The following is a 19,811-nucleotide window of genomic DNA, read 5'->3' as shown; positions in this document are numbered from 1 at the left end:
GCGATAGACCCTGCTGAAGCAGGATCTCGTTTGGCGATCTATTTAGCATGTGCTTGTTCAAAAGAAAGCTCCACGCTTTCAAAGCCATGCCGGAGACGAGCCTTTATCCTTCGGGGGTTATGACGCAAATGCATTCAACTCAACCGCTGTCGGTGGGAATCGTGATCGTTGCCGCCGGGCGCGGCGAACGGGCGGGCTCTCCAGAAGAAGGTCCCAAGCAATATCGCCCGATCGGCGGCAGAGCGGTTATTGCGCATACGCTTGAAAGATTCGTGACATGGCCGCAGACGGCAAAGATCGTCGTCGTCATTCATCGCGACGATGAAAAGCTGCTCCGCTCGGCGCTGGAGCAGGTTGCCGGCATGCCTGACGTCGAGATCGCCTTCGGCGGCACGACACGCCAGCAATCCGTGCTTGCCGGACTTCGACAGCTGAATGGAAGCGGCGTGACGCATGTGATGATCCATGATGCCGTGCGCCCCTTCTTCGACCATAGTCTGCTGGATCGCGTTGCCGCAGCCCTTGCAGGGGGTGCGCCGGCCGTGCTGCCAGCCATGGCCGTCACCGACACACTGAAACGCGGCGATGCAAACGGGCTGGTCGTCGAAACCGTCCCTCGCGCCGGACTTCACGCCGCGCAGACGCCGCAATCCTTTCGCTTTGCCGATATTCTTGCCGCGCATGAAAAAGCGGAGGCTGACGGCAAGACCGATTTCACCGATGATGCGGCGATCGCGGAATGGTGCAATCTGCCGGTAACGCTCGTGACCGGCAGCGCCGACAATGTGAAACTGACCATCAAGAGGGATATTGCCATGGCGGACGAAAAGCTGAGTGCCGGCCTGCTACCCGACGTTCGCACCGGCAATGGCTATGACGTGCACCAGCTGGAGCCCGGCGACGGCGTCACCCTTTGCGGCGTCTTCATTCCGCATGATCAGAGATTGAAGGGGCACTCAGACGCCGATGTTGCTCTGCATGCCCTGACCGACGCCTTGCTCGCCACATGCGGCGCCGGTGATATCGGCGACCATTTTCCGCCCTCCGATCCGCAGTGGAAAGGCGCCCCGTCGCGTGTCTTCATCGAGCATGCGGCCAAGATCGTGCGCGAGCGTGGCGGCACCATCATGAATGCGGATGTCTCGTTGATCGCCGAAGCGCCGAAAGTCGGGCCGCATCGTGACGTGATGCGCGCCAAGCTTTCCGAGTTTCTGGGCATCAGCCTCGAGCGCTGCTCCGTCAAGGCAACGACAAACGAGACGATTGGCTTCGTCGGCCGCCGCGAAGGCATCGCGGCCATCGCGACGGCAACCGTCGTCTATCGCGGAGGCAAGGCATGATGCATTTCCCGGACGAGATTCTCGCGCTCGCACGAAAGATCGTCGCGGACTTCACCGAAAAGGGTTGGATGGTAGCGACGGCCGAATCCTGCACCGGCGGGCTGATCGCCGGTGCGTTGACGGAAATCCCCGGCTCATCCGCCGTGGTCGATCGCGGTTTCGTGACCTATACTAATACCGCAAAGATGGAGATGCTCGGCGTTCAGGAGCAGACGCTGGCGCAGTTCGGAGCGGTTTCAAAGGAAACGGCGCTGCAGATGGTACATGGCGCCCTCTTCCGCTCCCGTGCCGACTTCGCCGTGGCCGTCACCGGCATCGCCGGGCCTGGCGGCGGCTCCGCGGAAAAACCCGTCGGGCTCGTCCACCTCGCCGCCAAGGCACGCAGCGGCGCACTCATCCATCGCGAAATGCGTTATGGCGATATCGGCCGCGACAAGGTTCGGCTGGCCACTTTGAACACGGCGCTGGAGATGCTCGTCACGCTCGGCCAATGACCGCGCGCAGCTTCAAGCGTAGATTTTGCTCGCGCGCGTCTCGAAGGCATCCGTGAACATGCGGAAAGCCCGGTCGAACATCGATCCCATCAGGGCGCCGAGGATGCGGCTCTTGAATTCATAGTCGATGAAGAAATCAATGCTGCAGCCGCCGTTTTCCGACGGCGTAAAGCGCCAGCGATTGTCGAGATATTTGAAGGGCCCATCGATATATTTCACATCGATCGCGCGCTCCGCCTTGTTCAGCAGCACCTGCGTCGTGAAGGTCTCGCGGATCGCCTTGTAACCGACGGTCATATCGGCAATCAGCAGGATCTTGCCGTCGCGCTCCTTGCGGTTGCGGACCGTGAGCGCCTCGCAAAGCGGCAGGAATTCAGGATAGCGTTCCACATCGGCGACAAGGTCGAACATCTGGTCGGGCGAATGCGGAACGGGGCGATGAGTTTCGAATTGAGGCATGAGCCGCAATTAAGCAGGACGGCCAAGAAGATCAAGAAGCTGACGCATTTCGCCGCGGGATTTCAGCTGCAAAACGGGCACGTTTGGGCCGTGCTCGACGAGGCCGGCGACGACGCGGGGCGTAAACTTCTCTTCGAACGTCCAGATGAAACGCAGGAACTCCCAATCGATCTTCTCTTTGCATCCGGGCGCCATCTCGGGCCGCGTGCGGCCAATCCATTTGAGCCAGCGCGAGACGGCGCCCCAAATGCAAAGCAGTCGCGGCATCCGCACCCAAATGACGAAATCGGTGCGCGGCAGGCGGATATCGAATGTCGAGGGATTCGTGCCGTCCATGATCCAGTGCTCGCCTTCAATCATGGAGAGGATGATCGAACGCTGCTCAGCCCTGTCGCGTTGAATCCAGCCCGGCAGCCACAATATGTCCCGATCGATCGAGATATAGGCGAGGCCGAAGCGGGCAGCGATCTTCTGCGACAGCGTCGACTTGCCGCCACCGGAACAACCCATAACGAGGATACGATTCGCCTTTTTAAGAAGGGTCGCCCCTTCATCCAGGTCAACGGCACGAGACAGTGCCTGCGGCGCGACGATCTGCTCCACGGTCCAGCTCCATAGTCTCATCTAAAGCGCCGAAACCGATAACAAACGGCGGCGTGTTCCCTAGGCCGCGCCGATGACAAAGAGATGACGGCACGAACAAAAACCGCGGCACAATCGCCGCGGTTCGTTCGAATGGCAAGATGTAATTTGGTGCGCTTATTCGGCAGCCAGCATCAGCTTCTTTTCGCGAGCGGCGCGCAGACGCTCGAAATCATCGCCGGCATGATGAGACGAGCGCGTGAGCGGGCTGGAAGCGACCATGAGGAAGCCCTTGCTATAGGCGACCGTCTCGTAGGACTTGAACTCTTCCGGCGTCACGAAGCTCATCACCTGATGATGCTTGCGCGTCGGCTGCAGATACTGGCCGATCGTCAAGAAATCGACATCGGCTGTGCGCAGGTCGTCCATCAGCTGCAGCACTTCGTTTCGCTCTTCGCCGAGGCCGACCATGATGCCGGACTTGGTGAACATTGTGGGGTCCAGTTCCTTCACCCGCTGCAGCAGGCGGATCGAATGGAAGTAGCGTGCACCGGGACGAACGGTCAGATAGTTGCCGGCGACCGTTTCCATATTGTGATTGAAGACATCGGGCTTGGCGGCGACGACGCGCTCCAGCGCGCCCGGCTTCTTCAGGAAGTCCGGCGTCAGGATCTCGATCGTGGTCGTCGGCGAAGCGGCTCTGATAGCCCAGATTACCTTCTCGAAGTGCTCGGCACCGCCGTCCGCCAGATCGTCGCGGTCGACGGACGTGATGACAACATGGCTGAGGCCCATCTGCTTGACGGCCTTGGCGACGTTTTCCGGTTCGGCCATGTCGAGTGCATTCGGTTTGCCGGTCGCGACGTTGCAGAAGGCACAGGCGCGGGTACAGATCTCGCCCATGATCATGAAGGTGGCGTGCTTCTTATCCCAGCATTCGCCAATATTCGGGCAGCCGGCTTCCTCGCAGACCGTGACGAGCTTGTGCTCCTTCACGATCGAGCGGGTCTCGGCATAGCCCTTCGATGTCGGTGCCTTCACTCGGATCCAGTCCGGCTTGCGCAGGACTTCCGTATCCGGCCGATGCGCCTTCTCCGGGTGTCGTACGCGCTTGGCGTCCGGATTGATCGTATCGAGAATGGTGACCATGAAACGTCTACTTTCCGCCGCTTGAAATGCGGCCCTTCATCGCCGAGCGAATTTGGCGAGGAATATCAGAATGCATGCACCGATGAAACCGGTGATGAAAAAGCCGAGCCGGCCGCCGGGTACGCCGACATGCATGGCCACCAGAAGCCCTGCCGCGACCACCGAGCCGGCGATGCCGAGGATGATGTTCAGGATGATGCCATAGCGCGCATCCATCAGCTTGCCCGCGAGCCAACCCGCGAGACCGCCGATGATGATCAGACCCAGCCAACCGACACTTTCCATCAAACCCTCATTTCGGGCGCCCTTAAGGACTGTCCTGCCGGGCTTCGCGTTGCGTCTTAGCGACGATGCTCTAGACGATCAACCTCGCCAACAGCACCACGATGATCGCGCCGACCGTGGCATGGATGATCTCCACGACAAGCGCATTTTCAATACCGAGCGATATCCCGAAATAATGAAACAGGAAACCGCCTACGAAAGCGCCGATCACGCCGCTCACCAGGCAACTGATGAGCCCGCCTCCTCCGACGATCAGGCTCGCGAGGAAACCCGCGACCAGGCCGATGAGAAGAAAGACGATCCAACCTTCCGTCGTGATAGACATGTTGATTTCCTTTCCTGATTTCCACCCTTTGGATAAAGGGCATGGCAGGAAATTATCAAGCGTTCAGCACCCGGCCATAGGCGTCCAGCACCGCTTCCTTCATCGTTTCTGAAACGGTCGGATGCGGGAAGATCGTGTGCATCAGTTCCTCTTCCGTCGTCTCGAGGTTCATCGCGACGACGAATCCCTGGATGAGTTCGGTAACCTCGGCGCCGACCATGTGCGCGCCCAAAAGCTCACCGGTCTTCTTGTCGAAGATGACCTTGCAGAGACCCTGGTCTTCGCCAAGCGCAATCGCCTTGCCGTTGGCAACGAAGGAGAAACGGCCGACGCGGATATCGTGGCCGAGTTCCTTGGCCTTGGCTTCGGTCAGGCCGACGGAGGCGACCTGCGGCTGGCAATAGGTGCAACCCGGAACCTTGCCCTTGTCCGTCGGATGAACGTTCGGCAGTCCGGCGATCTTCTCGATGCAGACGACGCCCTCGTGCTCGGCCTTGTGGGCCAGCATCGGCGGACCGGCAACGTCGCCGATCGCGTAGATGCCGGGAACATTGGTCTTGCCGTAGCCGTCGATGACGACGCAGCCGCGATCGGTCTTCACGCCGAGCGCCTCGAGGCCGAGGTTTTCGATGTTTCCCTGAACGCCGACGGCCGAGATCATGCGGTCGGCCGTGATCTGCTGGACCTTGCCGTCTTCGGTTTCGACATGGGCGGTGATCGAGTTGGCGGCCTTGTCGACCTTCGTGACCTTCGCCTTGGTGAAGATCTTCAGGCCGCGCTTTTCGAGCTGCTTGCGGGCGATGCCGGAGATTTCGGCATCCTCGACCGGCATGATGGTCGGCATAACTTCGACGACGGTGACATCGACACCCATCGAACGGTAGAAGCTCGCAAATTCGATGCCGATGGCACCCGAGCCCATGACGAGCAGCGACTTCGGCAGGAAATCCGGCTTCAGCGCTTCGAAATAGGTCCAGATCAGCTTGCCGTCCGGCTCGATGCCGGGCAGCGCGCGCGGACGGGCGCCGGTCGCGACGATGATGTGCTTGGCAGTGTAGGTGCCCTCGCCCTTGACGTTCTTCGGCACCGGATGCTGCGGCTCGACGACGGGCTTGGTCGACTTGCTGACGACGATCTCGCCAGGCTGAGCGCCTGTCGAAGCCTTGGTGATCTTGGCTTCGCCCCAAATGACGTCGATCTTGTTCTTCTTCATCAGGAAGCCGACGCCCTGGTTGAGGCGGGCGGAAACGCCGCGCGAGCGGGCAACGACCGCCTTCACATCCGCGCTGACCTTCCCTTCCAGAACGAGGCCATAATCTTTCAAGTGGTTGGAATGGTCGAGAATTTCGGCCGAACGGAGCAGCGCTTTGGTTGGAATGCACCCCCAGTTGAGGCAGATGCCGCCCAGATGCTCGCGTTCGACGATCGCGGTCTTCAGGCCAAGCTGGCCGGCGCGCACGGCGGCGACATAACCGCCGGGACCGGAGCCGATGATAATGACGTCGTAATTCTCAGCCATGTGTTTCCTGCCTTATTGGTGGCGGCGGATCGGAGCCGGCGCCTTGAATGTGTCAGAGACCGAGCATCATCCGCACGATCGGCTCGAGGCCGCGACCGAGCGCCCGGGTGTTTTCCGCATCGAGATGAACGCCATCGAGCGGCGTGGTGACGGCGACCGTATTGGCATCGAAGAAGCCGCATCCGAGCTCATCGGCCAGATCGCCGTAGAGCGTCGGCAGCTTGGCCGATTCCTTGACCGCGCCGAGAAAGCTGGCCGCAAAGGCCGCATTGGCCGTCTCGGTGATTGCCGGCGGAGCGACGATGAGGATATCGGGCACCTCATAGTCGAACCCCCACGCATGATTGCGCACGAGCTGGACCAACCGGCTGATGCCCTGCAGAGCGGCGAAAGCCGAACCGGCGACAACCGGCTTCATGTCATTGGTGCCGAGCATGATGACGACGAGATCGAGCGGATTGTGGCTTTGCAGGATCGTCGGCAGGATCCTCGCGCCGTTACGGTCGCAATCGGCCAAATGATCGTCGAAAGCAGTGGTGCGGCCGTTCAACCCTTCCGGGATGACGCGGACCTGGCTGCCGAGCGCCTTTTGCAGCACGCTCGGCCACCGATCTTCATAGGCATGACGGCCGACCGTCTCGGCGCTGTAGCCCCATGTCAGCGAGTCGCCGTAACACAGAACAGTCTTGGTCATTCATGCCTCCGTGTCGCAGTAAGGCTCAGACGAGCATCCCCATCGGGTTTTCGATGTAGCCCTTGAAGGCTGCCAGGAGCTCGGCGCCGAGCGCACCGTCGACGGCGCGGTGGTCGGTCGACAGCGTGACGGTCATCACGTTGGCAATCACCATCTCGCCCTTCTTGACGATGACGCGCTGTTCGCCCGCGCCGACGGCCAGGATGGTCGCATGCGGCGGGTTAACGACGGCGGCGAAGTTCTTCACGCCCATCATGCCCATGTTCGACACGGCGGTGGTGCCGCCCTGATACTCCTCGGGCTTCAGCTTGCGCTCCTTGGCGCGCTTGCCGTAGTCCTTCATCTCGTTGGAGATGGTGGAGAGCGTCTTCTGCTCGGCGCTGCGGATGATCGGGGTGATCAGGCCGCCGGGAATGGAGACGGCAACGCCGACATCGGCATGCTTGTGCTTGACCATCGCGCTGTCAGTCCAGGAGACATTGGCATCCGGAACATCGCGCAGTGCCAGTGCCAGGGCCTTGATGACCATGTCGTTGACCGAGAGCTTGTAGGCCGGAACGCCGTCCTTCGACTTCGGAGCGGAATCGTTGAGTTGCGTGCGGAGCGCCAGCAGCGCGTCTAGTTCGCAATCGACCGAAACGTAGAAGTGCGGGATCGTCTGCTTCGATTCCTGCAGGCGCTTTGCAATCGTCTTGCGCATGCCGTCATGCGGCACGAGCTCGTAGGAACCCTGCTCGAACAGCTTGAGCACGGCGTCGTCGGACATGCCCTTCGCAGCGGCCGGAGCAGCAGCGGCGGCCGGCTGTGCAGCCGGTGCTGCTGCAGGAGCAGCCTTGGCGGTGCCGCCGGAAACGGCAGCTTCGACGTCCTTCTTGATGACGCGGCCATGCGGGCCTGTGCCGGAAACAGCTGTCACATCGATGCCGGCTTCCTTGGCAAGGCGGCGTGCGAGCGGCGAAGCGAAGGTGCGATGACCGTCATTTGCGGCCGGAGCCGATGCAACGGCTGCAGGTGCAGCAGCAGGAGCCGAAACGCTTGCCGGAGCCGGAGCAGCCGCAGCTTCCGCCTTCGGAGCTTCCTTGGCTGCCGGAGCAGCAGCGGCACCAGCGCCTGATGCTGCAGCCGCGACATCCTCGCCATCGGCGGCGAGCACGGCGATCAGGGCATTGACCTTCACGCCTTCGGTGCCGGCAGGAACGACGATCTTGGCGACGGTGCCTTCATCGACGGCCTCGACTTCCATCGTTGCCTTGTCAGTCTCGATCTCGGCGAGCACGTCGCCGGACTTGATCTTGTCGCCTTCCTTGACGAGCCACTTGGCGAGGTTACCCTCTTCCATGGTCGGCGAGAGGGCAGGCATAGTGATGTTGATAGGCATCGATGAGCCCTCCCCTTATTTGTAGCAAACGGCCTTCACCGCATCGACCACTTCGGCGACGCTTGGAAGCGCCAGCTTTTCGAGGTTGGCGGCGTAAGGCATGGGCACGTCCTTGCCGGCGACCGTCAGGATCGGCGCATCGAGATAATCGAAAGCCTGCTGCATGACGCGGGTGGCGATTTCCGTGCCGACGGAGGACTGCGGATAGCCTTCCTCGACGGTGACCAGACGGCCGGTCTTCTTGACCGATTCGATGATCGTCGGCAGATCCATCGGGCGGATGGTGCGCAGGTCGATGAGTTCGACATCGATGCCCTGGGCTTCCAGCTCGGCGACAGCCTTGGTGGCATAGGTCATGCCGATGCCGAAGGAGACGACCGTGACGTCCTTGCCCGGACGATGGATGCGGGCCTTGCCGATCGGCAGCACGAAATTATCGAGCTTCGGCACATCGAAATGCTGGCCGTAGAGGATTTCGTTCTCAAGGAAGATGACCGGGTTCGGATCGCGGATCGCAGCCTTGAGCAGGCCCTTGGCGTCGGCTGCCGTGTAGGGCATGACGACCTTGAGGCCCGGAATATGGCTGTACCAGGCTGCATAATCCTGACTGTGCTGAGCGCCGACGCGGGCTGCCGCACCGTTCGGGCCGCGGAAGACGATCGGAGCGCCCATCTGGCCGCCGGACATGTAGAGCGTCTTGGCGGCGGAGTTGATGATCTGGTCGATCGCCTGCATGGCGAAGTTGAAGGTCATGAACTCGACGATCGGGCGAAGGCCGGCCATCGCAGCACCGACGCCGATACCGGCAAAGCCATGCTCGGTGATCGGGGTGTCGATCACGCGACGTGCGCCGAATTCCTGAAGCAGGCCCTGGGTTACCTTGTAGGCGCCCTGGTATTCCGCAACTTCTTCGCCCATGACGAAGACGTCTGCATTGGCGCGCATTTCTTCGGCCATTGCGTCGCGCAGCGCTTCACGCACCGTCATCGATACCATTTCCGTGCCGGCCGGAACTTCCGGATCAGCGGCTGCGGCAACCTTCGGCTGGGCCGGAACGGGTGCAGCAGCAGGCGCCGGAGCGGCGGCAGGAGCTTCGGTCTTTGCCGGCTCGGCGGCGGGTGCAGCCTTTGCGGACGAAATGGCATCGGCGGATTCACCGTCCTGCAGAAGGATGGCGATCTTGGTGTTGACCTTGACGCCTTCGGTGCCGGCGTCGATCAGCAGCTTGCCGATTGTGCCTTCGTCAACGGCTTCCACTTCCATGGTGGCCTTGTCGGTTTCGATTTCGGCAATGACGTCACCGGAAACGACCTTGTCGCCTTCCTGCTTGAGCCATTTCGAAAGGGTACCCTCTTCCATCGTCGGAGAAAGGGCGGGCATGAGAATATCGATGGGCATGGATCGTCCCTCCCCGATTTAGAGCAGAATGTCGGTGTAGAGCTCGGATGCATCCGGCTCCGGATCGTTCTGGGCGAAATCGGCGCTGTCTGCGACGATGTCGCGGACATCCTTGTCGATATCCTTCAGATCGTCTTCGCTCGCCCAGCCCTTTTCGAGAAGGCGGATACGGACCTGTTCGATCGGGTCGTGCTCGGAGCGCATCTTCTGCACTTCGTCCTTGGAACGGTATTTGGCCGGGTCGGACATGGAGTGGCCGCGATAACGGTAGGTCAGCATTTCCAGGATGATCGGGCCCTTGCCGGAGCGGCAATGCGCAACGGCTTCGTCAGCCGCGGCCTTGACGGCGCGTACGTCCATGCCATCAACCTGGAGGCCAGGAATGCCGAAGGATGCACCGCGCTTGGAGAAGTCTGCCTGCGCCGTGGCGCGAGCGGTCGACGTGCCCATGGCGTAACGGTTGTTTTCGATCACGAAAATCACCGGCAGCTTCCAGAGCTGCGCCATGTTGAAGCTTTCGTAGACCTGGCCCTGGTTGGCGGCGCCATCGCCGAAATAAGCGACGCTGACATTGTCATTGCCGCGATACCAGTTGGCAAAGCCGAGGCCGGTGCCGAGCGACACCTGGGCGCCGACGATGCCGTGGCCGCCGTAGAAATTCTTTTCCTTGGAGAACATGTGCATGGAGCCGCCCTTCCCTCGGGAATAGCCGCCCTGGCGTCCGGTGAGTTCAGCCATGACGCCGCGCGCGCTCATACCGGTTGCCAGCATATGGCCGTGGTCGCGATAGCCGGTAATGACCTGGTCGCCATCCTTCAGCGCCAGCTGCATGCCGACGACGACAGCTTCCTGGCCGATATAAAGGTGACAGAAGCCGCCGATGAAGCCCATGCCGTAAAGCTGGCCGGCCTTTTCTTCGAAGCGGCGGATCAGGAGCATCTCACGATAAGCCTTGAGCTCCGCATCGCGATCGAAATCTGCGATCGGGCCGCCATTGGTTTCCTTGGCAGGCCTTGATGCTGTCTTACGGCTGGAAACGGTCGCGTTTTTTCGCGGCGCCATTCAACCCTCCCTGTGTGAGTAGCCTCGTTTTTGTGGTGAGGCGTAACATAGGCAAGATTGTCCGCCACAGCAATGCTATAATTGCATGGCTCATATTCTTCGCAAGTTATTGATATAACTTGCGAAAACTTGATTAACCGAAATTCGGTTAATTGTGGCTATTTGTTGAAAATGACGATCTCGTTCGCCTTGGAATAGGTCAACTGATAGCGCGCATATTGATCGAGCATATCCTTGTCCAGGGAGCCATCACTCAGGAGCGTGACCTCCTTTTCAAGGTGCTCGCGCTTGGTGACCAGATCCGCCAATTCCTTGGCGCGGTCGACGCGGCGCTGCTCGAATACTTCGGTCGCCTTAAGACCGTAATCGCCATGGATGCAATGATAACCGAAATAGCTCACGAAGGCGATGGTGATGGCGGGAAGAATGAAGCGCCCGAACTTTCTCTTCTTATGATACTTTGTCCACATACTCGCTCGAACGCTCTGGCTTTAGGCAATCCCGCTCCGAAGCCAATACCGCTTCGGACAAGATCACATCAAATCAAACACCTAGAGCTAATTTAACCGGCAGAGATTAACCGTCCGTTGACTCTAACTGCGCGGGCCAACAAAAAACCGCGCCCGAAGGCGCGGTTCGATTTCAGCGAATAATCTGGTCGCAGATCCAAGCGGATCCCGCGGATCAGATATCAGCCACGAAGGATGGAGCGGCCGGCATACTTTGCCTGCGGGCCGAGCGCTTCTTCGATGCGGATGAGCTGGTTGTACTTGGCCAGACGGTCGGAACGCGACAGCGAGCCGGTCTTGATCTGGCCGCAGTTGGTGGCAACCGCCAGATCGGCAATGGTGGAATCTTCCGTTTCGCCCGAGCGGTGCGACATGACGGCCGTGTAGTTGGCCTTGTGCGCGGTCTCGACGGCATCGAGGGTCTCGGTCAGCGAGCCGATCTGGTTGACCTTGACGAGGATCGAGTTGGCAACGCCCATGCGGATACCGTCGCGCAGGCGAGCGGAGTTGGTGACGAACAGGTCGTCGCCGACGAGCTGGGTCTTCTTGCCGATCAGGTCGGTCAGCGTCTTCCAGCCTTCCCAGTCGTCTTCAGCCATGCCGTCTTCGATCGAAACGATCGGGTACTTGGCGGCCAGTTCGGCCAGATATTCGGCCATCGCGCCGGATTCCAGCGTGCGGCCCTCGCCTTCGAGCACGTACTTGCCGTCCTTGAAGAATTCAGTCGAGGCGCAATCGAGGCCGAGAGCTATTTCCTCGCCCGGCTTGTAGCCGGCCTTTTCGATGGACTTCATGATGAAGTCGAGAGCTGCCGGGGCGCTGGAGAGGCCCGGTGCAAAGCCGCCTTCGTCACCGACATTGGTGTTGTGGCCCTGCGATGCCAGTTCCTTCTTGAGGACGTGGAAGATCTCCGAGCCCATGCGCACGGCATCGCGGATGGATTCAGCGCCGACCGGCAGGATCATGAATTCCTGGAAGTCGATCGGGTTATCGGCGTGGGCGCCGCCGTTGATGATGTTCATCATCGGGACCGGCAGGAGGCGGGCATGGGCGCCGCCGACATAGCGGTAGAGCGGCAGGTTGGCGCTCTGGGCGGCGGCCTTGGCAACAGCGAGCGAGACGCCGAGGATGGCGTTGGCGCCCAGGCGCGACTTGTTCGGCGTGCCGTCCAGTTCGATCATGATGTTGTCGAGCTGGATCTGGTTTTCGGCATCCATGCCACCGATGGCATCGAAGATTTCCGAATTGACGGCTTCGACGGCCTTCTCAACACCCTTGCCATGATAGCGCTTGCCGCCATCGCGAAGCTCGACGGCCTCATGCGCGCCGGTCGACGCGCCCGACGGAACCGCCGCGCGGCCCATGCTGCCGTCTTCGAGGTAGACATCGACTTCGACGGTCGGATTGCCACGACTGTCGAGAATCTCGCGGGCGATAATGTCGGTGATTGCGGTCATGATAGCTTCCTGCTCGCTGGTTTATAAATCGATTTAAATCGTCTTAATCGAAGGCACGGAAATTTCAATGCCGATCCGCGCCCCGATTTGGCACTCCTGCAGGCCGCGTAAAGCAAATTCATGTCAGCCTGTTGAATGCCTGATATTTCTTAGGCCTTGGCCACGGCGTCAAAGGCCAGCAGCTTCTCCAAAAGCCGCGGCATATCCTTCAGATAGACCATGTTCGGGCCATCCGAGGGCGCATTGTCCGGGTCCTCATGCGTCTCGACAAAAACACCCGCGACGCCGACAGCGACTGCGGCGCGCGCCAGCGTCTCGACGAATCGACGGTCGCCGCCGGTAGAACCGCCCTGCCCGCCGGGCTGCTGTACGGAATGGGTCGCATCGAAGATGACAGGCGCGCCCATGGCCGCCATGATCGGTAGCGAGCGCATATCCGAAACCAGCGTGTTATAGCCGAAGGAGGCACCGCGCTCGCACAGAAGAATATTCGGATTGCCGCTCTCATTGAGCTTGGCAAGCACGTTCTTCATATCCCACGGCGCGAGGAACTGACCCTTCTTGACGTTGACGACACGGCCGGTCTTGGCGGCTGCAACCAGGAGATCGGTCTGGCGCGACAGGAAAGCCGGGATCTGCAGGATATCGACCGTCTTGGCGACGACAGCGCACTGCTCTTCCGTGTGAATGTCAGTCAAAACCGGAAAGCCATATTCCTTCTTGAGGTCGGCAAAGACTTCCATGGATTTTTCCAAGCCGATGCCGCGCTTGCCTGACAGAGAGGTCCGGTTCGCCTTGTCATAGGAGGATTTGTAGACAAGGCCGATGCCGAGCTTACCACAGAGCTCCTTCAGAACTCCGGCGACCATGAAAGCATGGTCGCGGCTCTCCATCTGGCAGGGGCCGGCAATCAGCGACAGCTTGGCGGTATTGGAAAAGAGGACCTTGGAGGCACCCTCGCCGACGGTGACTTCGGAATTCGTGCTCATGCTATCTCCTCGAAGGCGAATAATGCGCCCTGTCCGGGCGCCAGCCTTGCCAGTATACGATTGTTCTTACGCGTGTAGGTGACGCCGTTAGCAGTGAAATGCGACGATGTCACGGAAAGATCGCGCGTTTTGAAAAGGATTGCGCGTGCTCTCAGCCCGGGATCGCTGGTGTGAACAGGCAAATCGTAGAATGCTTCCATTCCTTCCGGCGTCAAAACTTCCACATCGACATTGGCTGCCTTGATCGTCAGGCCGAAGGAGTGTTCCGAGACCCGCGGGCCGCCAACGATCTCTTCGAAGAAGGTGCGATACGCCGCTGGTTTCAGCGCGGAAAGCGCCACCCGCGCGATGCCGGTCACGCCGTTTTCGTGACGCTCGAGCGCGCTGCGATCGGCCGGCAGCGGATTGATGCGCTGGCAGCAGAAGGCCAGGAAATCCGGCGCGCGCAGATCGGCCGCAAATGCGAGACGAAAACCGGCCGTGGTTTCCGTTCCATCCGGCATCTTCATCGGCCGGGAGAAATCCAGCATGCGCCCAGCCGAGATCGCGGCCGCATTGAAACGCTCGTCATCGCTAACGGCATCCTCCGTGCCGAAAACCAGGGCCGAAAATCCATCCTCGGCGACGCGGAAGCGATAGGCCTGGTCGCGCGCAACGAAGACATTGCCGTCGGCAATGCTCGTCTCGCATTGTTCCTGCGATGCTACGCCCAAAGGTTCGAGATAGGTCTTGTCGGCAAGGAAGACGCAGGCATTTTCCGTGCCGAAAGGATGGCGGGCATCCGGAGCCACCGTGAAGCCCAGCTTGCCCAGGCGCTCGCGCGCCAGAGCGATGTTGACGGTCGGCAGCACGAGATGATCAAGCGGATGCGGCGACAAAGTCATGGTCCTCCCTTGTTTGCCTGCGAGAGCAGATTTGCGCCCATACAATGCTCAATTCAAGACGAAAGCCAAGCTGTGAAGGCGCAAGAGAATGTGAGTCGGATGCACCCTGACAACGGGAACGCGCTGATTCTCAACTGTAGCCGGCTTAGGTGACAACCGTCGTCTTTATCCGCACTTGAAGTGAACAGGATAGAGGTGAAGCGTCCATAAAGCGAACAAAGCGGCATTTCTCATATTTATCGCTGAATTAGCGCGGATATAATTCCCGAGGAATTTCAAGCGATCCATTCGATGACGGCAATTATTTGATCGGCCCGGCGAAGCTTTACTGAAATTTAAGCACTTGCGGAACACATATGGAACATATAGTGTCCGTTCTGGATTTGTTTCACGACGATTTTCTTGATTTGGGGTTCCAAGACGATGTTGACTCGCAAGCAGCAGGAACTGCTTCTCTTCATTCACGAGCGGATGAAAGAGTCCGGTGTCCCGCCATCTTTCGACGAAATGAAGGACGCACTGGATCTGGCATCAAAATCCGGCATTCACCGTCTGATCACGGCGCTCGAGGAACGAGGCTTCATTCGCCGCTTGCCGAACAGGGCGCGAGCGCTCGAAGTCATCAAGCTGCCGGAGGCCTATAATTCGAGCCTGCAGCCGCGTCGTGGCTTTTCGCCGAGCGTTATCGAGGGCAGTCTCGGCAAATCTCAGCCGGTCGCGCCGCCCGCCCCGGCGAAAGTTGCCAACGACGACCAGAACAGTTCGGTATCGGTACCGGTCATGGGGCGCATCGCCGCCGGCGTTCCGATTTCCGCCATTCAGAACAATACGCATGACATTACCGTTCCCGCCGATATGCTCGGCTCCGGCGAGCATTATGCACTGGAGGTCAGGGGCGATTCGATGATCGACGCCGGAATTTTCGATGGCGACACGGTCATCATCCGCAATTCGACGACGGCCAATCCCGGCGATATCGTCGTTGCGCTCGTCGACGACGAAGAGGCGACGCTGAAGCGCTTCCGCCGCAAGGGCGCCTCCATCGCGCTGGAAGCCGCCAACCCAGCCTATGAAACCCGTATCTTCGGGCCGGATCGCGTCAAGGTCCAAGGGAAGCTCGTCGGCCTTATTCGGCGTTATCACTGACCGGTGATTTCAGCGTGATTGGCGTGGCGAACTTGTCTGCGCGCCAATCGTAAGTTCGATGCCGCGTCCATGGTCGCTGCGGGTTTTTGAATGCCGTCGAAACGGTTGGCGTATCTGCGCCGAGGGTCATTTCGAGAGAGCCAGTTCGCCGCAATGTTGCGCCGGTTATGAGCATTGCGCCGGAGCGGCAATGATCGAGCCGCAGCCGGATCGATGTGACGACGATTTGCGCGGTATCGCAAGCCGGCGGCAGATAGGCAGCATTTTCGATGGTGACCAACATGGCGCCATTATCGAGCATCGCCACGCACCACGCGCCCTTCTGACAGGCGAAACTTCCTTGCATCGTCCGATCCAGCGCCTCTTCCATTGCCTTGCGGACCGCTTTCTGTTCTTCGCTGCTTAATCGCCTACGGCGATCGGTCGTCTTGTTGATCTGCGGAAGCCGGCTGTCACTGGGGAGAATAATGGGAGGCTGGTGTTCGGTTGCGACCAGCGCCTTCTGCCATTGTTCGAAAATGAAGGCCTGCGGCCTTTCGCGATTTGTGGCGAGTATATCGTCCTGCCGCAGCGCAACCAGAACACCGTCCTCGGAAATCATCAGATCCGGCTTCGGCACGGCGGAGCCGAATGCAGCCACGCCAGTGGATGAAAGCAGCAACAGCAGGCCCAGATGGCGAAGCCGGCTCCGCAACATGGTCATGATCAGGAAGCCGGCAATGAAGGTCGGCATCAACCAGCCGGGTTGGCGGCCGAAGGTGATGTCGCCTCCCCAACCAGCCACGGTTTTGGCGATCAGGATGACGAGCTCCAGTCCCTCGCCGGTGACTTTCCAGAGTGGCCCGTCCAGGCCGAAGGGCATGAGCAGCATTGCCGCCATGCCGAACGGCATGACAATGAAAGAGACCACCGGCATGGCCGCGAGGTTGGCGGCAAGCCCATATGTCGCCAGCCGGTGAAAATGCTCGATCGAGAAGATGGCCGTCGATGCGCCACCGATGAACGAGGTCGACAGCACGCCACCGAAGAAGCGCGAGACGAAGAGCAGCGGGCTCAACAGACGGACACGCGAGAGGATGTTTTCGCGAGGCCGTCGTCGTTTCCATAGCGAATAGCCCGAGACCAGCGCCAGCGTCGCGGCATAGGACATCTGAAAGCTTGGGCCCAGCACCTGCGACGGCGACAGAATGAGGATGACGATGGCAGATAGCGCGACATTGCGAAGGCTGAGCGACGGCCGATCGAAAAGCACGGCCACCAGCATGATCGCCATCATGATGAAAGCGCGCTCAGCGGATACGCCAAAACCCGAAATGAGGTAGTAGGCCGTCACCGTCAAAAGCGCGCCGAAGGCGGCGAATTTCTTGGTCGGCCATGCCTGCGCAACTCCCGGAAACAAGCTGAACAGATAGCGCAGGCCGACATAGAAGATGCCGGCCGACAGCGCCATGTTCAGGCCTGAAATTGCAATGATGTGAGTGAGACCGGCAATTCGCAGCGACTCGGTCGTATCCTTGGAGATCGCACGTCTCTCATCGGTGACGAGCGCCGCGGCAAAGGCGCCCGTATCTCCCGGCAAGGTTTCCCTGATCCTGTCGCCAATGCCGTTGCGCAGGCCGGCAAGCCAGATATCAGCCTTGTCCAACAGCGAATTTGCACTATCACCGGATGGAGATAGCAAGTCTGGGCTGCCATAAGCGAAACCATTCGCACCGATGCCATTGAAATAGGAGCTGAAGGCGAAATCGTTGAGGCCAGGTAGAGCCGGCCCGGACGGCGGCGTCAAACGCGCCCTGCCCTGGATGCGGTCGCCGAGGTCGAACGGTTTTACCTGCTTGCGTATGAAGATCGTGACCCGTTCCGGCGAACGGCGAATCGTAGGCTTTTCCGTCGCCTCGACCCGGACGACATAGCGCCAGCCTCCATTGTCATAGGATTCACGTCGCTCGACGCTGCCCGTGACGGTCGTGGTCACCGCCGAGTCGAGCATGACAGTGGAAGCCCGCCAGCTTTCCCATTGAGCCAGCGTCATGCCGAGGCAAATGAGCATGCCGGCGAAAAGCAGGTGGCGAAACAGCCTTCCCGCTTCCCGCCGGAACGCGAAGCTGGCGGCAAAGACAAACAGGCCCGCCAGCACGGCTTGCGGCGGTGGATCGCTGCCAGCTTCGAACCAGAGGATCGCACCGAGACCCATATAGATCGGCGCGAAAAGGATGGCGCGGCCATGTGCAGCCTCCTCTTCGACCAGCCGGGCAATGCTGCCTCGAATGCGGCCTGCGGCTAAGAGGAGACGCGATGTCAGCGGCGCGTAATCCTGCGTCCGCTCTCCTTGCGGCACTTTGGCGCGAAGCATAATCGTCGCGACAGCAGGGCGAAGCTGCAAAGGCGCAGCGACATCCCGGCCATCTTCACGCTGCTCCGTTGCCTCCAAATTAGGCACTCGCCGCCGCCCCCACGCAAAACTACAGCTTTGGCGCGATTTTTGCCGTCACCGTGCAGTGATTTCAATCGAAATCGGCATAGGAGAGACGAAATAGAGCCGGTTTCCCAGCGCAGCCTCGTCAATGGCGCCACCGCAGTGCCCAAAAGTTGATACCGCAATGCACAATTCGGCGGTGGGATAACTTGGCATTAGGCTCTGGATCATATAGCTAGTCGGTAGTCGCTTAACCTTTTGGCGCTTTTTATGGCGCCAATCCCGCCAAATCTTGGAGGATCAGCATGACGGAACAAAGCGCGAAACTAACTTGGGGTGAAAAGACGGTGGACTTGCCGGTGAAGACCGGAACCATCGGCCCAAGTGTCATTGATATTGGTGCCCTTTATAAGAACACCTCCACTTTCACTTACGATCCTGGCTTCACCTCGACCGCATCGTGCGAGTCCAGCATCACCTATATCGATGGCGACGAAGGCGTTCTGCTGCATCGCGGCTATCCAATCGATCAGCTGGCCGAACACGGCGACTTCCTCGAAGTATGCTACCTCCTTCTCTACGGCGAACTGCCGACGGCCGCGCAGAAGAAGGACTTCGATTATCGTGTGACCCACCACACGATGGTGCACGAGCAGATGTCGCGCTTCTTCACCGGCTTCCGCCGCGACGCCCATCCGATGGCCGTCATGTGCGGCTGCGTCGGCGCGCTCTCCGCCTTCTATCACGACTCGACCGACATCACCGATCCGCATCAGCGCATGGTCGCAAGCCTGCGCATGATCGCCAAGATGCCGACGCTCGCCGCCATGGCCTACAAATACCACATCGGCCAGCCCTTCGTTTATCCGAAGAACGATCTCGACTATGCGTCCAACTTCCTGCGCATGTGCTTTGCCGTTCCGTGCGAAGACTATGTCGTCAATCCGGTGCTTGCCCGCGCCATGGACCGTATCTTCATCCTGCATGCCGACCATGAGCAGAATGCGTCGACCTCGACGGTTCGTCTGGCAGGCTCTTCCGGCGCCAATCCGTTCGCCTGTATTGCAGCAGGCATCGCCTGCCTCTGGGGTCCGGCGCACGGCGGCGCCAACGAAGCAGCACTGAACATGCTCAGCGAAATCGGCTCCGTCGATCGCATTCCGGAGTACATTGCCCGCGCCAAGGACAAGAACGATCCGTTCCGCCTGATGGGCTTCGGTCACCGCGTCTACAAGAACTACGATCCGCGCGCCAAGATCATGCAGAAGACCGCGCACGAAGTTCTTGGCGAGCTCGGCATCAAGGACGATCCGCTGCTCGATATCGCGATCGAACTCGAACGCATCGCTCTGACGGATGAATATTTCATCGAGAAGAAGCTCTACCCGAACGTCGACTTCTACTCGGGCATCACGCTGAAGGCTCTCGGCTTCCCCACGACCATGTTCACCGTTCTGTTCGCTCTCGCCCGCACGGTCGGCTGGATCGCTCAGTGGAACGAAATGATCGAGGATCCGCATCAGCGCATCGGCCGTCCGCGCCAGCTCTATACCGGCGCTCCGCTGCGCGAATATGTGCCTGTTTCCAAGCGCTAAGCATCAATATTGAAATAAAAAAACCGGTCAGAGATGACCGGTTTTTTTATGGGTTAAAGCGTGTCGCATTTATCTGGCCTCATAGCCGGCGGCTTTGAAATAGTTGCGGCATTCTGCGACTGAGAAAAGG

19 protein-coding genes are annotated in these 19,811 nt (G+C 59.9%); 4 read left to right on the top strand and 15 right to left on the bottom strand.

Annotation, left to right across the window (positions count from 1 at the left end; genetic code table 11):
* The first annotated feature begins 119 nt into the window (after positions 1-119).
* Complete coding sequence (locus ACPYOP_RS27085) at positions 120-1,340, top strand: bifunctional 2-C-methyl-D-erythritol 4-phosphate cytidylyltransferase/2-C-methyl-D-erythritol 2,4-cyclodiphosphate synthase (protein ID WP_481413349.1); 1,221 nt, start codon at positions 120-122, stop codon at positions 1,338-1,340.
* On the top strand, positions 1,337-1,834 hold the full coding sequence (locus ACPYOP_RS27080) for a CinA family protein (protein WP_481413348.1): 498 nt from the start codon (positions 1,337-1,339) through the stop codon (positions 1,832-1,834). Before ACPYOP_RS27085 ends, ACPYOP_RS27080 begins: the two co-directional genes overlap by 4 nt.
* Before the next feature lie 12 nt (positions 1,835-1,846).
* Here the strand turns inward: ACPYOP_RS27080 and ACPYOP_RS27075 are convergent, their stop codons facing one another.
* The 14 genes from ACPYOP_RS27075 to ACPYOP_RS27010 form a co-directional block, all read right to left on the bottom strand.
* Positions 1,847-2,293, bottom strand: a complete 447-nt coding sequence (locus ACPYOP_RS27075) for a type II toxin-antitoxin system RatA family toxin (protein WP_481413347.1) — start codon at positions 2,291-2,293, stop codon at positions 1,847-1,849.
* Between the two features lie 9 nt (positions 2,294-2,302).
* Positions 2,303-2,896, bottom strand: coding sequence for a P-loop NTPase family protein (locus tag ACPYOP_RS27070; protein ID WP_481413366.1), 594 nt, complete (start codon positions 2,894-2,896; stop codon positions 2,303-2,305).
* A gap of 156 nt (positions 2,897-3,052) precedes the next feature.
* A complete protein-coding gene (gene lipA / locus ACPYOP_RS27065) occupies positions 3,053-4,024 on the bottom strand; it encodes a lipoyl synthase (RefSeq protein WP_481413346.1) in 972 nt (323 codons plus the stop codon).
* Positions 4,025-4,060: 36 nt separating this feature from the next.
* A complete protein-coding gene (locus ACPYOP_RS27060) occupies positions 4,061-4,309 on the bottom strand; it encodes a GlsB/YeaQ/YmgE family stress response membrane protein (RefSeq protein ID WP_481413345.1) in 249 nt (82 codons plus the stop codon).
* A gap of 70 nt (positions 4,310-4,379) precedes the next feature.
* On the bottom strand, positions 4,380-4,634 hold the full coding sequence (locus ACPYOP_RS27055) for a GlsB/YeaQ/YmgE family stress response membrane protein (protein WP_481413344.1): 255 nt from the start codon (positions 4,632-4,634) through the stop codon (positions 4,380-4,382).
* A gap of 55 nt (positions 4,635-4,689) precedes the next feature.
* Complete coding sequence (gene lpdA, locus ACPYOP_RS27050; protein WP_481413343.1) at positions 4,690-6,153, bottom strand: dihydrolipoyl dehydrogenase; 1,464 nt, start codon at positions 6,151-6,153, stop codon at positions 4,690-4,692.
* 52 nt (positions 6,154-6,205) lie between these two features.
* Positions 6,206-6,847, bottom strand: a complete 642-nt coding sequence (locus tag ACPYOP_RS27045) for an SGNH/GDSL hydrolase family protein (protein ID WP_481413342.1) — start codon at positions 6,845-6,847, stop codon at positions 6,206-6,208.
* Positions 6,848-6,872: 25 nt separating this feature from the next.
* Positions 6,873-8,225: a pyruvate dehydrogenase complex dihydrolipoamide acetyltransferase gene (locus tag ACPYOP_RS27040; protein WP_481413341.1), complete on the bottom strand. Its 1,353-nt coding sequence runs from the start codon at positions 8,223-8,225 to the stop codon at positions 6,873-6,875.
* 15 nt (positions 8,226-8,240) lie between these two features.
* Positions 8,241-9,623: a pyruvate dehydrogenase complex E1 component subunit beta gene (locus tag ACPYOP_RS27035; protein ID WP_481413340.1), complete on the bottom strand. Its 1,383-nt coding sequence runs from the start codon at positions 9,621-9,623 to the stop codon at positions 8,241-8,243.
* A gap of 18 nt (positions 9,624-9,641) precedes the next feature.
* Complete coding sequence (gene pdhA, locus ACPYOP_RS27030) at positions 9,642-10,685, bottom strand: pyruvate dehydrogenase (acetyl-transferring) E1 component subunit alpha (protein WP_481413339.1); 1,044 nt, start codon at positions 10,683-10,685, stop codon at positions 9,642-9,644.
* Positions 10,686-10,843: 158 nt separating this feature from the next.
* On the bottom strand, positions 10,844-11,155 hold the full coding sequence (locus ACPYOP_RS27025; protein ID WP_481413338.1) for an FtsB family cell division protein: 312 nt from the start codon (positions 11,153-11,155) through the stop codon (positions 10,844-10,846).
* Positions 11,156-11,376: 221 nt separating this feature from the next.
* Positions 11,377-12,651: a phosphopyruvate hydratase gene (gene eno / locus ACPYOP_RS27020; protein ID WP_092845195.1), complete on the bottom strand. Its 1,275-nt coding sequence runs from the start codon at positions 12,649-12,651 to the stop codon at positions 11,377-11,379.
* 149 nt (positions 12,652-12,800) lie between these two features.
* Complete coding sequence (gene kdsA / locus ACPYOP_RS27015) at positions 12,801-13,640, bottom strand: 3-deoxy-8-phosphooctulonate synthase (RefSeq protein ID WP_481413337.1); 840 nt, start codon at positions 13,638-13,640, stop codon at positions 12,801-12,803.
* A complete protein-coding gene (locus tag ACPYOP_RS27010) occupies positions 13,637-14,524 on the bottom strand; it encodes a VOC family protein (RefSeq protein WP_481413336.1) in 888 nt (295 codons plus the stop codon). Before ACPYOP_RS27010 ends, kdsA begins: the two co-directional genes overlap by 4 nt.
* Before the next feature lie 423 nt (positions 14,525-14,947).
* On the opposite strand from ACPYOP_RS27010, the gene lexA reads away from it, so the two are divergent.
* Positions 14,948-15,670: a transcriptional repressor LexA gene (gene lexA / locus ACPYOP_RS27005; RefSeq protein WP_481413335.1), complete on the top strand. Its 723-nt coding sequence runs from the start codon at positions 14,948-14,950 to the stop codon at positions 15,668-15,670.
* Here lexA and ACPYOP_RS27000 read toward each other — a convergent pair.
* Entirely contained in the window at positions 15,651-18,110 is a 2,460-nt protein-coding gene (locus ACPYOP_RS27000; RefSeq protein WP_481413334.1) for a ComEC/Rec2 family competence protein, read from the bottom strand. The genes lexA and ACPYOP_RS27000 overlap by 20 nt on opposite strands.
* Positions 18,111-18,391: 281 nt before the next feature.
* On the opposite strand from ACPYOP_RS27000, the gene gltA reads away from it, so the two are divergent.
* On the top strand, positions 18,392-19,681 hold the full coding sequence (gene gltA / locus ACPYOP_RS26995; protein WP_481413333.1) for a citrate synthase: 1,290 nt from the start codon (positions 18,392-18,394) through the stop codon (positions 19,679-19,681).
* Positions 19,682-19,811: the final 130 nt, after the last annotated feature.

The sequence above is a fragment of the Rhizobium sp. KNZ2-6A genome (assembly GCF_056755475.1).
This window is presented reverse-complemented; position numbering and strand designations above follow the sequence as displayed.